General features: G+C 60.6%; 13 protein-coding genes and 2 pseudogenes. 8 read left to right on the forward strand and 7 right to left on the reverse strand.

The features are described from left to right. Window positions 1-6: 6 nt before the first annotated feature. The 5 genes and pseudogenes from NOX35_RS27550 to NOX35_RS27570 form a co-directional block, all read left to right on the forward strand. Window positions 7-1,038 (forward strand): annotated as a pseudogene (locus NOX35_RS27550) (transposase); the annotation flags it as partial. A gap of 238 nt (window positions 1,039-1,276) precedes the next feature. Continuing rightward, complete coding sequence (locus NOX35_RS28880; protein ID WP_371878562.1) at window positions 1,277-1,432, forward strand: IS3 family transposase; 156 nt, start codon at window positions 1,277-1,279, stop codon at window positions 1,430-1,432. A gap of 138 nt (window positions 1,433-1,570) precedes the next feature. Further along, window positions 1,571-1,822, forward strand: coding sequence for a hypothetical protein (locus tag NOX35_RS27560; RefSeq protein WP_256496985.1), 252 nt, complete (start codon window positions 1,571-1,573; stop codon window positions 1,820-1,822). A gap of 276 nt (window positions 1,823-2,098) precedes the next feature. After that, a complete protein-coding gene (locus tag NOX35_RS27565; protein ID WP_256496986.1) occupies window positions 2,099-2,956 on the forward strand; it encodes an alpha/beta fold hydrolase in 858 nt (285 codons plus the stop codon). Between the two features lie 65 nt (window positions 2,957-3,021). Further along, window positions 3,022-3,942 (forward strand): helix-turn-helix domain-containing protein, encoded by a 921-nt coding sequence (locus NOX35_RS27570; protein WP_256496987.1) that lies wholly within the window; start codon window positions 3,022-3,024, stop codon window positions 3,940-3,942. An 89-nt stretch (window positions 3,943-4,031) separates the two neighbouring features. Here NOX35_RS27570 and NOX35_RS27575 read toward each other — a convergent pair whose 3' ends face one another. The 3 genes from NOX35_RS27575 to NOX35_RS27585 all read right to left on the reverse strand — a co-directional run bounded on the left by NOX35_RS27575 (window position 4,032) and on the right by NOX35_RS27585 (window position 5,770). Further along, complete coding sequence (locus NOX35_RS27575; RefSeq protein ID WP_371878563.1) at window positions 4,032-4,877, reverse strand: DUF1566 domain-containing protein; 846 nt, start codon at window positions 4,875-4,877, stop codon at window positions 4,032-4,034. A gap of 34 nt (window positions 4,878-4,911) precedes the next feature. Further along, on the reverse strand, window positions 4,912-5,415 hold the full coding sequence (locus NOX35_RS27580) for a hypothetical protein (protein ID WP_144735869.1): 504 nt from the start codon (window positions 5,413-5,415) through the stop codon (window positions 4,912-4,914). A gap of 85 nt (window positions 5,416-5,500) precedes the next feature. After that, window positions 5,501-5,770 carry a hypothetical protein gene (locus NOX35_RS27585; RefSeq protein ID WP_144735867.1) on the reverse strand — a complete coding sequence of 90 codons (270 nt, stop codon included), beginning with the start codon at window positions 5,768-5,770 and terminating at the stop codon, window positions 5,501-5,503. Window positions 5,771-5,948: 178 nt separating this feature from the next. On the opposite strand from NOX35_RS27585, the gene NOX35_RS27590 reads away from it, so the two are divergent. The 3 genes and pseudogenes from NOX35_RS27590 to guaA form a co-directional block, all read left to right on the forward strand. Continuing rightward, window positions 5,949-6,155 carry a hypothetical protein gene (locus NOX35_RS27590; RefSeq protein WP_020205952.1) on the forward strand — a complete coding sequence of 69 codons (207 nt, stop codon included), beginning with the start codon at window positions 5,949-5,951 and terminating at the stop codon, window positions 6,153-6,155. Window positions 6,156-6,337: 182 nt separating this feature from the next. Beyond that, on the forward strand, window positions 6,338-7,918 hold the full coding sequence (locus tag NOX35_RS27595; protein ID WP_011798713.1) for an IS91 family transposase: 1,581 nt from the start codon (window positions 6,338-6,340) through the stop codon (window positions 7,916-7,918). Window positions 7,919-8,114: 196 nt separating this feature from the next. Then, a pseudogene (gene guaA, locus NOX35_RS27600) lies at window positions 8,115-8,882 on the forward strand (glutamine-hydrolyzing GMP synthase); the annotation flags it as partial. A gap of 703 nt (window positions 8,883-9,585) precedes the next feature. Here the strand turns inward: guaA and NOX35_RS27605 are convergent. From NOX35_RS27605 to pobA, 4 genes are all read right to left on the reverse strand, one after another. Next, complete coding sequence (locus NOX35_RS27605; protein WP_256496983.1) at window positions 9,586-10,578, reverse strand: tripartite tricarboxylate transporter substrate binding protein; 993 nt, start codon at window positions 10,576-10,578, stop codon at window positions 9,586-9,588. Between the two features lie 176 nt (window positions 10,579-10,754). Then, complete coding sequence (locus NOX35_RS27610; RefSeq protein ID WP_003064850.1) at window positions 10,755-11,594, reverse strand: class III extradiol dioxygenase subunit beta; 840 nt, start codon at window positions 11,592-11,594, stop codon at window positions 10,755-10,757. Continuing rightward, window positions 11,587-12,003 carry a protocatechuate 4,5-dioxygenase subunit alpha gene (ligA, locus tag NOX35_RS27615; protein WP_003064848.1) on the reverse strand — a complete coding sequence of 139 codons (417 nt, stop codon included), beginning with the start codon at window positions 12,001-12,003 and terminating at the stop codon, window positions 11,587-11,589. Before ligA ends, NOX35_RS27610 begins: the two co-directional genes overlap by 8 nt. Further along, the gene (pobA, locus tag NOX35_RS27620; RefSeq protein WP_050788957.1) at window positions 12,000-13,217 is read right to left on the reverse strand and encodes a 4-hydroxybenzoate 3-monooxygenase; all 1,218 of its coding nucleotides are present in this window, start codon (window positions 13,215-13,217) and stop codon (window positions 12,000-12,002) included. Before pobA ends, ligA begins: the two co-directional genes overlap by 4 nt. Between the last annotated feature and the right edge of the window lie 60 nt (window positions 13,218-13,277).

Below are 13,277 nucleotides of genomic sequence, written 5' to 3' on the forward strand. Positions count from 1 at the left end.
GCCTCTTCGGTTCTGAACGAGCATGTGCACTTCCATGTCTGCGCAGTCGATGGCGTGTTTGAGGAAGTGGCGGGCGAGGAGGGCGATGCTGCTGATGCAGCTTCTCAAAGCTCACCATCGCGCATCATCTTCCACCCCGCCACCGGCGTGACTGCGGATGCCGTGGGTCAGGTGCAGGCCAGCTTACGCAAACGCATCCTGCGCGCCTTTGTCGGACGGGGCCTGCTGGAGAGTTTCGAGGCCCAAGAGATGCTGGGCTACAAGCACAGCGGGTTTTCGGCGGACACCAGCGTGTGCATAGCGGCGCACGACCGCGCCGGGCTGGAGCGGCTGCTGCGCTACTGCGCCCGCCCGCCGTTTGCCATGGAGCGGCTGCGCAAAGCGGGCAGCGAGCTGGTCTACCGCTGCGCCAAGCAGCACAGCGAGCCCGGCAGCCTGCCTCACAACAAGCGCGGCGTAAAGGCCGATGAGATCACCCTCACCCCGCTGGAGCTGATTGAACGTATCGCCAAGCTGGTGCCCCCGCCGCGCACGCACCGCCACCGCTACTTTGGCGTGCTGGCACCGAACTCACCCTTGAGGCCTGCCGTCACGGCGCTGGCGCGTGATGCAGCGGTGAAACCGGCGCAGGTGCAAGCCGAGCCAGCCAGCACGGCTGCAGGCGAGGGCGCACTTGGGGTAAGAAGCCCACTGCCAACCCAGACCGAGCCCGCCCAGCCGGTGCCACCCAAGCGCCCGGCGCACTATTTGTGGGCGGTGCTGATGGCCCGTATCTACGAGGTGTTCCCGCTGCTGTGCCCCATCTGCGGCGGGCAAATGCACATCATCGCCTTCATCACACACAGTGCCGATATCCGCCAAATACTGGAGCACATCGGGGTGGAGACGGAGCCGCCGCACATCACCCCGGCACGCGGGCCGCCACTGTGGGACGAGTGCGACGCGCAAGCCGCAGAGGGCGTGGAGCCAGCCCCAGACTGGGATGAAGCGACCCAACCGGCCCCGGACTTCGAGGTCGATCAGCGCGTCAGTTGGTAGGGTGGCAACAGCGGTTAACAGTGGTTTTGCCAACGTTGCGAGGCAGCGCTGCGCCTGTCACCGCCAAAAACGGGTCATACCGAAAAATCTCGGGCAACTGGCTTTGAGAAATCAACCCAGCAGTCCCCTGTGTGCATGCCTGAGACGCCCCAAACGTGTGCTATACTTGTGCTCACGCGGTTGGATTTCCTATCCCCCAACTGGCTTTGAGAAATCAACCCAGCAGTCCCCTGTGTGCATGCCTGAGACGCCCCAAACGTGTGCTATACTTGTGCTCACGCGGTTGGATTTCCTATCCCCCGACTACATCGAGTGCTTCTATAACCCGACGCGTCGGCATTCAACGCTCGGCTATCTCAGTCCCGCACAGTTCGAGCAAGCTCAAAAAGCTTAGGTCGGTGTCAATGGAACCGGCAGCAGCCCAGGTCACGGCGACGCCCGGGTGGCTGGGCCCACGCTGCACTGGGTGGCCCGGGCCTGCGCGGCCTCGCGTGAAGCGCGCGGTCCGGCGGCGTCCCGGACCGTACGCCCCGTGCTGCTGCTGCAGGGCGGGCAGGACACCGTGGTCGTGCCCGAGGCGCAGCAGGTCTATTGCGCCAACGTAAATGCGGGCGCAAAGCCGCCCGGCCGCTGCGAAGGCCGAAGCCTGGACGCGGCCCGCCACGTACTGCTGGTTGAGCGCGACGACCTGCGCAACCCGGCGCTGGCCGCCGTGCTGGACTTCTTCGCTGACACCGCTGCGAAGTCCGCCGCCGGCAAAGGGCCGGTTCCGGGGGCGCGCTGACATTCGCCGACCCTGTCCCAGCGACAGAAGCCAGCCTGAAGCGGAAGCTCCCTGACCGGCGGTTCAGCAGCGACAAACGTCATTGGCTAACGAATGAGACCTGCCAGCTATGAGCCCAGAAGGCACAAGCACTTCGATCCCCACTTCGCCGAGCCATACAAATTTGCACCGATAGACAGGAAGCCTGCACTCTCAGTCTGGTTGCCCATGGTCTGGCGAATCTTGACTTCATAGACTTTGTGATCTCGAACTCATCATGAAACTCAGGAGACAGAGATGACAACCAATCTCCCCTTTGTACTTGTCCACGGTGCCTGGCATGGTGCCTGGACCTACGATTTAGTGATCCCGATCTTGGCAAAGCGAGGACATATGGCCATTGCCCGGGATCTGCCCGCGCATGGTCTTCATGCGCGCAATCCAGACAGTTTCGGACAACGGCCACTACAGCCAGGTGCATTTGGTACCGAGGTGTCGAAAGTCGCAGGCATCACTCTGGATGATTATGTGGACTCGATCGAACGAACCATTCATGCGATCGTCGAAGGAGGCCATCAGCAGGTCGTGCTTGTTGGTCACAGCATGGGTGGCATACCTATCTCAGCTGTAGCGGAACGTATGCCACACCGAATCGCCCACTTGGTGTACCTGACGGCCTTCATGCCGGCCAATGGCACGCCTGCAATTTCCTACATCAATTGCGCTGAAAACGATGGGGAAATGGTGGGGCCTCAGTTGATGGCCGATCCGGCCCAAGTGGGCGCCCTGCGAATGGATCACCGCAGCGACAGTTTGGAATACCAGAGTCGTGGAAAGAAGACCTTTTATGAGGATGTATCGCAGGAGCGTTACCAGTCCATCGCCCATCTGCTGACGCCCGATGTTCCCGTGGCGCCATTTGCAACACCTGTTCACATCACCCCTGAAAACTGGGGAAGCCTGAAGCGCCACTACATCCAGTGCACCCGCGACAATGCGATACGCCCAGCACTGCAAAAGCGCTTCATTGCGGAAGCAGATGCTTACGTCCCCCATAGGCCGACTCAGGTCCACACACTGGATTCGAGCCATTCTCCCTTTATGTCCCAGCCGGAGGCTCTGGGCGAGTTGCTTTGCCGGATCGCTGCCGGCTAGGTATTAGCACTATGGTCAATCAACGTGGCATCGGGTAACTTAGATTACCTGATGCCCGTTTTGACATGAAAGCCACTTGGAATACTGCCCTGATTCCACAAGGCCAACGCGCCGAGTTCTGGCGCAGCGCGGTGTGCGAAGCGTTCTTGTCCATGACCCCGCGAATCGATTGCGCACCAAGGTTTGAAGCCAGACTGGATCACCAGTCCATTGATGACATCGACCTCAATCGTGTAACGGCTCCCGCACATGGCGTATCGCGTACGAAAGGGGACATTGCTCGAAGCGGCAAAGATGTTTTCTTTCTGAATGTGAGCATGTCTGGTCGCTGTCACATTCGCCAGAATGGACGGGAGTACACAGCGCGGGCACATGAATTGGTGTTGATGGACAGCACGACTCCGTATTCAGTTGATCTCCCAGATGGCGGTGAAATGTTCTCACTGTCTGTGCCGAGCCAATGCCTCCTCAGGCTCGCGCCGCGTGCTCATGATTTGGCCGCCAAAAGACTTAGCGTCAGCACAGCGAGCCGACTGCTGCTTTCACAGATTCATGAGGTGGCGGCATTGGATGACATCACCACCGGCCAAACATCGATGGTCAGGCAGATGTTTCTGTCCTTGGTTGCCGGTTGCTTGAGTGAGGAGCAAGATGCAGAGGTCGCTGCCACAGCCCGGCTTCGTCGTCTGCGTAGATTCTTAGCCACCCATCACAGCGATCCGGACTATTCACCTGCAATGGCCGCAAATCAGGCGGGTATCTCATTGCGCGCCCTTCACGCCGAGTTTGAGCGTGCTGGCTCAGCCTTTTCTGCCGAACTGATTGAAGTCAGGTTAACCCGCGCCCGTGATCTTCTTCTCCTCAAGCGTGCGCCGCTAGCTGTGTCGGTGGTTAGCGAAATGTGCGGGTTCAAAAGCGCTGAGCACTTTAGCCGGAGGTTCCGCCAAAGGTTCGGTGTATCGCCTTCTCGTTTTGATGCGGCATAGGGGGCTGTGGTTTTACGTCCGTTTCCCGACATTCACAAAGATTTTAGATGATTTGGGAGCCATTGCGCAGGATTTTTGAAGCGGGCCGGCTATTTCCGCGCGCAACGAACGTGATAGTTATTGGCTTTATCTCCGGAATAGTAATTCCCGTTGACAAAGGCCACACCCCAAGCATTGGTCGCGCTTTGTTCGGATGACGAGTAATAGTACGAATCCGGCGTTGATGTGAAACCATGGTTTGGCACCGGGCCCAGATTGTCAAAAATCGTCCTTAATTCGTTGCGGGCCGGCAAATACCAATCGTCGCGACCATGGGCAACCAAATTGTAACAATAGGTCGCCGCATCGTGCGACTGAACTCCAGCCGTCACGCTGTCCGAATCATCAACAACCAGAATGGCGGTGTTCGCCTCACCCTGAATACAGCCCGCATTGGTAAAGGGGGTTACGCAATTGATCATCGATGTATCTGTCCGCGATGCACCCACATTCCCCACGTTGAACGGTTCACGCGATGGCCCGTTGGCCGCCGTTATATACATACGCACGTTTCCATCCGGCGTCAGACCCGCATAAATCGTTCCATCGCTACATGTATCCCCAATAACCGGACACCCCTTGGGCGCCATGGTGGATTCGTTGTAACGCCCGATCCCAACCCAATCATCCCCTTCGCAATATTGCAGGTAATGGTGCGTGGAATTATACACCACGTCCCCGGCATTACCGGATGGATTAACGCACCCGGCACCGCCATTGCCCGGCGGCCCAGCGGCACGCCAAGCGGACCCATCGCAATATTGCAGGACATGGTGGATCATATTGTAGAAAATATCACCAACCGCACCGGCGGGAGCAACACAGCCCGCACCAGACACATCCGGCACAAACGTGAACGCACGACCCGCACCGCTTGAGAAGCCATAACATTTCACCGCAAGCCCCTAACCCGACTCACAGCATCTAAGGTCAGCTGACCTTCACCCAGTCGGGGTGCGGGCGCAGCTTTGGCTGCATCCGCATGGCGAGCGTCGCGAATTCCTCGCGCAGGATCGGCAATAGCGCGGCAGTCGCGGCCCGGTCCTCGCCCCCGGTGGTGCCGGAAACAAACAGCCGCGCCGACCGTGAGGAGACCGAAACCGGTGAGAGGGACACACCATCATCGGTATAAAGACGGGTGTTCCAGACGGTCGAGAGCGCCTCGCGATGTCTCTTTGCATAACCGCCAGGACGCAACCCGTCTTTGACACAGATCACGGACCAGCCGATCCAGAGCCGCAGACGGACAAGCTGCCGCATTGGCCAGGACCAGGCCGAGTTGATCAAACCGAGCTCGAACGCCCAGCGGATGAAAAGTGCGGCCTCCTGGCGGTGGCGCTGCCTGCTGTAGCCGGGCAGCGCGGCAAGATCGGGAGCCGTCGCCTCTGCCAGCCGCTCCTGCGCTTCACGGGGCTGAACCCTGGCCCCGCTCATGGCCGAGACATTTCCGGCGCCGTCGTCACGACTCCACACAAGGCAAGTAATACATCGGCAAGCTGGGCGGGCTGCGCCCCCTCGCTCAGCTTTTCCTCCGCTCCATCCACGTCACCGGAAAGGCGCCATGGGTAAACGGGGCCGCCGCCATCATCTGGCCGCCAGGCTTCCCGCGCATGGGGTTCCACCGCCACCAGCCATGTTGCGGCTCGACCCAGCCGCCATCAACCGCCATGGTGATGGCGTGCACCTCGCGTTCGACCTCGGCGGGATTATGATGGCCCTTCGTATACGCCAGTTCCAGCGCAGCGGTCGCGTGAAAGGAAATCTTGAGCGGGTATTCGCGGGTCGGCATGGCTGCATTGTAGGAAACTTGCGACCGATGTTTCCAGCATGGCATGGCCGTACGTAGGGGACTCGTGAGGTTAGCCACGAGACTTAGTTGGCTCGTTCGATCGATTAGTGGGGGCCGCGAAAGCTTCACGCCTGAAGTCCATGGTGCATTAGCGACCCGCGCCTACGAAGCCACCTTCATGGCCGGCCAGCCGGCGCTGGCCCCGATGCGCTTCAGCGCACTGAATTTCTGCGGCCAACCGTGGGAGCCGCAGCAGGCGGAGTACGACGGCGGCACCACGCTCACGCTCTGGCACCACGACCTCTACTACGGCAACCGCGTCGGCGCGCGCTTCTCGTTTGCCGACCAGTACATGGGACTGGTCGGTCAGCCGTCGCGCGAGTAACCGGTGCGAATAACCGCCGAGAGTACACCCCGATCAAAGCCAGGCCAGACCAGCAGGCGCTGCTCAGCTGAACCCGCCGCGCATCAAAACCGCCACCTCACCGGCGAATAGAGGCGGTTCCTGACCAGCGTTCACACGGCTGAGGAGAAGTCTGCAAAATACTGTGTATTTGCGCAGTATTCATGCCAGCCACCGCCAAACCCAAGCGCTACAACCCCCGCCACCCCGAACGCACTCTGCTCTACCAAACCGTGGCCGAGCACTACGAGAGCTGGCTGGAGCTGGCTTGCGAGGGTCAATTTGAGGGCCAGGGCGACCACCACAGCCCCAGGCCCTACGTGCGCAAAGCGTTCGAGAAATATCTGGAGTGCGGCATCTTCGCCCACGGCTTTGCCCGCGCCCGCTGCGACGACTGCGGACACGACTTCCTGGTCGCCTTCTCGTGCAAAGGCAGGGGTGTCTGCCCCTCATGCAACACCCGGCGCATGGCTGAGACGGCGGCACACCTCACCGACCATGTGTTTCCCCGCCTGCCGGTGCGCCAGTGGGTGCTGTCGGTGCCCAAACGGCTGCGGTACTACATGCAGCGAGAGGGCCCGGTGCTGGGCATGGTGCTGCGCATCTTCCTACGCGTCATCGCGCAAACGCTGCAAGCCAACAGCCCTGGTGCGGCCAATGTGGACAAGGCAGCACTGCACATAGGCGCAGTCGCCTTCATCCACCGCTTTGGCTCCAGTCTGAACGAGCATGTGCACTTCCATGTCTGCGCAGTCGATGGCGTGTTTGAGGAAGTGGCGGGCGAGGAGGGCGATGCTGCTGATGCAGCTTCTCAAAGCTCACCATCGCGCATCATCTTCCACCCCGCCACCGGCGTGACTGCGGATGCCGTGGGTCAGGTGCAGGCCAGCTTACGCAAACGCATCCTGCGCGCCTTTGTCGGACGGGGCCTGCTGGAGAGTTTCGAGGCCCAAGAGATGCTGGGCTACAAGCACAGCGGGTTTTCGGCGGACACCAGCGTGTGCATAGCGGCGCACGACCGCGCCGGGCTGGAGCGGCTGCTGCGCTACTGCGCCCGCCCGCCGTTTGCCATGGAGCGGCTGCGCAAAGCGGGCAGCGAGCTGGTCTACCGCTGCGCCAAGCAGCACAGCGAGCCCGGCAGCCTGCCTCACAACAAGCGCGGCGTAAAGGCCGATGAGATCACCCTCACCCCGCTGGAGCTGATTGAACGTATCGCCAAGCTGGTGCCCCCGCCGCGCACGCACCGCCACCGCTACTTTGGCGTGCTGGCACCGAACTCACCCTTGAGGCCTGCCGTCACGGCGCTGGCGCGTGATGCAGCGGTGAAACCGGCGCAGGTGCAAGCCGAGCCAGCCAGCACGGCTGCAGGCGAGGGCGCACTTGGGGTAAGAAGCCCACTGCCAACCCAGACCGAGCCCGCCCAGCCGGTGCCACCCAAGCGCCCGGCGCACTATTTGTGGGCGGTGCTGATGGCCCGTATCTACGAGGTGTTCCCGCTGCTGTGCCCCATCTGCGGCGGGCAAATGCACATCATCGCCTTCATCACACACAGTGCCGATATCCGCCAAATACTGGAGCACATCGGGGTGGAGACGGAGCCGCCGCACATCACCCCGGCACGCGGGCCGCCACTGTGGGACGAGTGCGACGCGCAAGCCGCAGAGGGCGTGGAGCCAGCCCCAGACTGGGATGAAGCGACCCAACCGGCCCCGGACTTCGAGGTCGATCAGCGCGTCAGTTGGTAGGGTGGCAACAGCGGTTAACAGTGGTTTTGCCAACGTTGCGAGGCAGCGCTGCGCCTGTCACCGCCAAAAACGGGTCATACCGAAAAATCTCGGGCAACTGGCTTTGAGAAATCAACCCAGCAGTCCCCTGTGTGCATGCCTGAGACGCCCCAAACGTGTGCTATACTTGTGCTCACGCGGTTGGATTTCCTATCCCCTCGTGCGCGTCGATGCCTCCGCCCTGTTCCTGGGCGAGCTGGCCGGCGTGTCCGAGCCCGAGCAAAAGCGCAAGATCATCGGCCGCCTGTTCGTGGACGTATTCAAGGCCGAAGCCGAAAAGCTCAAGGCTGCCAACGCCGGCTCCAAGGGCGCCACCTTCCTGGCCCAGGGCACCATCTACCCCGACGTGATCGAGTCTGGCGGCGCCAAGAGCAAGAAGGCCGTCACCATCAAGAGCCACCACAACGTCGGCGGCCTGCCCGAGCAACTGGGCCTGAAGCTGCTGGAACCCCTGCGCGACCTGTTCAAGGACGAAGTGCGCGAACTGGGCGTGGCCCTGGGCCTGCCCCGCGGCATGGTCTACCGCCACCCCTTCCCCGGCCCCGGCCTGGGCGTGCGCATTCTGGGCGAAGTGAAGAAGGAATATGCCGACCTGCTGCGCCGCGCAGATGCCATCTTCATCGAAGAGCTGAACAACTGGATCGACGAAAAGACCGGCAAGAGCTGGTACGACCTGACCAGCCAGGCCTTTACCGTCTTCCTGCCCGTCAAGAGCGTGGGCGTGATGGGCGACGGCCGCACCTACGACTACGTCGTGGCCCTGCGCGCCGTGGTCACCAGCGACTTCATGACTGCCGACTGGGCCGAGCTGCCCTACGGCCTGCTCAAGAAGGTCTCCGGCCGCATCATCAACGAAGTGCGCGGCATCAACCGCGTCACCTATGACGTGAGCACCAAGCCACCAGCAACCATCGAGTGGGAATAAAGCGCTGTCGTGAACTGACACGCAAGCTTTAGACCTTTGCTCATGCAAGCCCGCGATATCGCGGGCTTTTTTCATTTCTATCTGGCTCTATCTGGAACTAGCCGGTCTTACGAAGTCGGCGGGTTTCGATGGCACTTTGCATGGCACCGAGCATCGCCAATACCATCCGCCTCGTCCATACCATCAGCCCTGCCTTCTGCAGTTGATGGCATCAAAATCACCTAATTATTTGATTTTAAAGACGATGCCATACACAAAAACGCGCTTGTTTGCTGGTGGTCTCGCGCATATGCCGCGAACAGTCACAGCAGGAGCGCGAGCAATACGAGTTTGCAGAGCAAGAGGCCAAGGCTCGAAAAGTTGGGCTTTGACGAGAGGCCGGGACAATCGCGCCGTGGGATTGGCGCAAAGCCTTATGCGTGCCTCGGCACAACCTAAGTCCGTAAACAACCCATTGCTGTCGTTTGAACTATGCCGCTCTATGCTTGCTATGCAGCGGTTGCTGTCCATCGGGCTCTTTAAATGAATGACTGCTCTATACCTATGAGTGGTCATTTAAGTCATTGATTTTTTTGAGCAAGCATGAGCGATGCAACATCAAAAACCGACGCATCCCACACGAAGCTGCTATACAGAGCAACGCTAGGCCTTATTGGCTTTTTCAGCTTTCCAAAGCCTTTAAAGCCAGATCGCCTGCCAACATTTATTCTGCGCGGATGCCCTGGCGCTTGACCACTTCGCCAAAGCGCTGGTGATCCTGCCGGATTTGGGTACGCAGCCGTTCTGGAGACAGCACCTGAACTTCGGCCCCTAGAGCATGGATTTGAGAAGTGACCGCAGGCGTTTGCACAATGCGATTGATTTCTTGGTTCAGGCGCTGGACGATAGGCTGAGGGGTTCCTGCTGGCAGGTAGAACGCATGGCTGGTGCCAGCATCAAAGCCCTTGAGACCTAGCTCATCCAGCGTTGGCGTTTGGGCAAACAGGCTGGAACGCTTGAGGCTACCCACGGCGATCAGCTTGAGTTTCTTGCTCTGAATATGGCTAATGGCAATGCCCGGGTCAAAGAAGACGTCGACCTGTCCTGCGAGCACGTCCTGCAGCACATTGGCAGCTCCCCGGTAGGGCACATGCAGCAGGTTGATCTTGGCCTGCTCCTTAAGCATTTCGCCGGCGATATGGGGAGCCGTTCCGTTTCCAGGCGAGCCATAGCTCAGTTGGCCGGGGTTGGCTCTCGCATAAGCGACCAACTCATCGAAGTTGTTGAACGGTGCATTGGCGCGCGCAACCAAAAACAGCTCTATGCGCGCTGCTGCGGCCACGGGGGTCAAGTCCTTTTCCGTGTCGTAAGGAAGCTTGCGATAGACATGGGGATTTATAGAGATAGCACTGCCCGAAGAGGCTAGCAGCGTATAGCCGTCGGCGGCAGACTTGGCTGCGGCATCGGCGCCCAGGCTGCCGCCAGCGCCCGACCGGTTGTCGATCACAAAAGGCTGGCCCAGGGCCTGTGCCAGGGGCACGGTAATCGCCCTAGCGACCACATCGGGCGAACTTCCCGGCGGGAAGTTGACAATAACCCGTACAGGCTTTTGCGGCCAAGCACCGACGTTGGATGCCATGGCCGGCGAGGTCAGTGCGGCCATGGCAGCAAGCGCTACGAGAATCGGGCGGCATGTGAGTTTGAAGTGGATGAACATGGTTTGTCTCCTTGTTGTTTGAAATTCAGTGATCGCAGCGGTGCTTAGAGTTGTGTGAGCAGGCCCTCGCTGTTAAGGGGAACACCTACTCAGTACCCAAGTGCCCAAAACTAGCTCCCCACTGAGGGACATCGAGCAGACTGTCCCCCTCCAGCTCTGCAGACAGCTCAAGGGAGTCATTCGTTTTCCAGCACCACGAGTCCATAAGCGGTGTTGGAGACGGGCACGTGGTAGAAGCGGTGCAAGGTCTTGACTCGGGCGTCGAGGCAGCCGCGCATGACCAGCCACATGATGGCTTCCACCCCTTCCGAGCCCGTCTCGCGCAGCATCTCGGCAACGCCGATTTCTGCAACCCGCTCGGGCTCGTGTACGAAGAGGTCCAGCCAGTGCTGGTCATAAGCCGCGTTGATCAGGCCGGCACGCTCTCCCTGCAATTGGTGCGATAGCCCGCCTGTGCCGATGACGGCGACCTTGAGGCCGCTGGCATGGCTTTCTATAGCGGCGCGCAAGGCCTTGCCTAGCGCATGGCAGCGCGCGGCTGTGGGCAGCGGGTGCTGTATCACATTCACGCACAACGGAATCACCCTGCAGGGCCAGACCGAAGGCTGGTCGTAGAGAATCGACAAGGGCACGGTCAGACCGTGGTCTACGCTCATCTCGCTGACCAGGGTGAGGTCGAAGTTCTGGGCGATCAGGGACTCGGCGATATGCCAGGCCAACTCGGGAGCGCCCTGGACCTCGGGCACGGGCCGGGGGCCATAGCCTTCGTCATGCGGGGCGAACTTCTCGCCCACACCCAGCGCAAAGGTCGGCGTCAGCCTCAGGTCGAAGCAGGATGCATGGTCGTTGTAGACGATGATGCAAACATCGGGCCGGGTCTTCGCTATCCAGTCGCGCGCGGCCTGCATGCCCTCAAACACAGGCTGCCAGTAGGGCTCGTGGCATTTGCCATGATCGACGGCCGCGCCAATGGCTGGCACATGCGATGTGCCCACGCCTCCAATGATCTCAGCCATGGCAAGCCTCCTTGCGGCTGCGCCAGCCTTCTATGCGCCGGCCTCCGCCGAGCATCATCTGGCGGAATTCCTCCACGCTCATGCCCGTGCCGGACATGGCCGCTCCCGCGTGCTGCATGCTCCATCCATCGAAGATGGCCAGCTTGAATAGGTAGTAGATATTGCCGCCCAGGCTCAACATGGCCAGCCAGTCGCGAGAGCGCACGGCGGTCAGTTGTTCATCGGACAGGGCATGGCCTGCAAGATATTGCTCGGGATCTTGGCGAAAGCGCTCACGGTTGTGTTTGTCGTCCAGGGACTTGCAAAACATGTTGAGCCTCAGGCCCAGGCGGTGTTGGGCACCGTCGAAGACATAGGTGCCAGGGATGTCGGCCAGGGCAGCCTTTGTCTCCATAAGTTGCTCCTTCATGAGCCTTCTCCTTTCGCTTTAGTTGCAGCTACGCCTGAGGTTTCCTCGAACGGCAGGCCTGCGTATTGCTCGGCCAAGGCCAACTGGGCCGAGGGGTTGGCGCGCAGGTATTCGAGCTCGTACTCCTGGGCGCGCTGGTCGAAGGCCGAGCTGTCCGGAAAGCGGTGCAGCAGATTGGTCAGATACCAGGAGGTGCGCACCGAGGCCCAGACGCGGCGCAGCGCCATGTCGCTGTAGCCGTCTATGAGCTCGGCCGAGCCCGTGGCATAGAAGCTGGCCAGGGCCCTGGACAGGTAAAACACATCGGAGACGGCGAGGTTCAGCCCCTTGGCGCCCGTGGGCGGCACGATGTGGGCCGCATCGCCGGCCAGGAACAGGCTGCCATGGCGCATAGGCTCAGCCACGTAGCTGCGCAAGGGGGCAATCGATTTTTCGATGGACGGGCCGGTGACGATGCGCTCGGCCATCTCCTTGGGATAGCGGGCCTTTAGTTCTTCCCAAAAGCGCTCGTCCGACCAGTCTTCCAGGCGCGTGTCCAGGGGCACTTGTATGTAATAGCGGCTCAGCATGGGGTTGCGCATGGAGGCCAGCGCAAAGCCACGCGGGTGATTTGCGTAGACGATGTCGTCCAGCGGCGGCGTCTCCGACAGAATGCCCAGCCAGCCAAACGGATAGACCTTCTCGAACTCACGCAGCACATCGGCGGGGATGGTCTTGCGCGAGACGCCGTGAAAGCCGTCACAGCCCGCGATGAACTCGCAGTCCAAGCGTTGTGCGCGGCCTTTGTGCTCGAAGGTGACGAAAGGCGCCTGGCCGTCCACATCGTGCAAGCTTACGTTCATGGCCTCATGCAGTATGCGCGCCGAGCGCGCATCGCTGGCCGCATGCAAGTCCTCCTGAATCTGGGTCTGGCCGTAGGCCATGAAGCGCTTGCCCAGGTGCTTGTGCACATCGATGAAGAAGCTCTCCTGGCCGGCCCAGGCGATTTTCATGCCGTCGTGCAAATGGCCTTCTTTGTCCATGCGCTCGCCCAGACCGCAACTGCGCAGCAGATCGACCGTTCCCTGTTCGAGCACGCCTGCGCGTATGCGTGCCTCAACCTGGGCGCGACTGCGGTGCTCCAGCACCACGCTGTCCACGCCGGCCTGGTACAGCAAATGGGATAAAAGTAATCCGGCGGGTCCGCCTCCAATGATTGCAACCTGTGTTTTCACTTTGAAACTTCTGAATTAAATGAGATGGCGAAAAGTGTTTTTGCGTAGTCGATGGTAGGG

Origin of the sequence: Comamonas sp. C11, from assembly GCF_024496285.1 — a bacterium.
In the GTDB taxonomy this organism is placed as follows: domain Bacteria; phylum Pseudomonadota; class Gammaproteobacteria; order Burkholderiales; family Burkholderiaceae_C; genus Comamonas; species Comamonas testosteroni_F.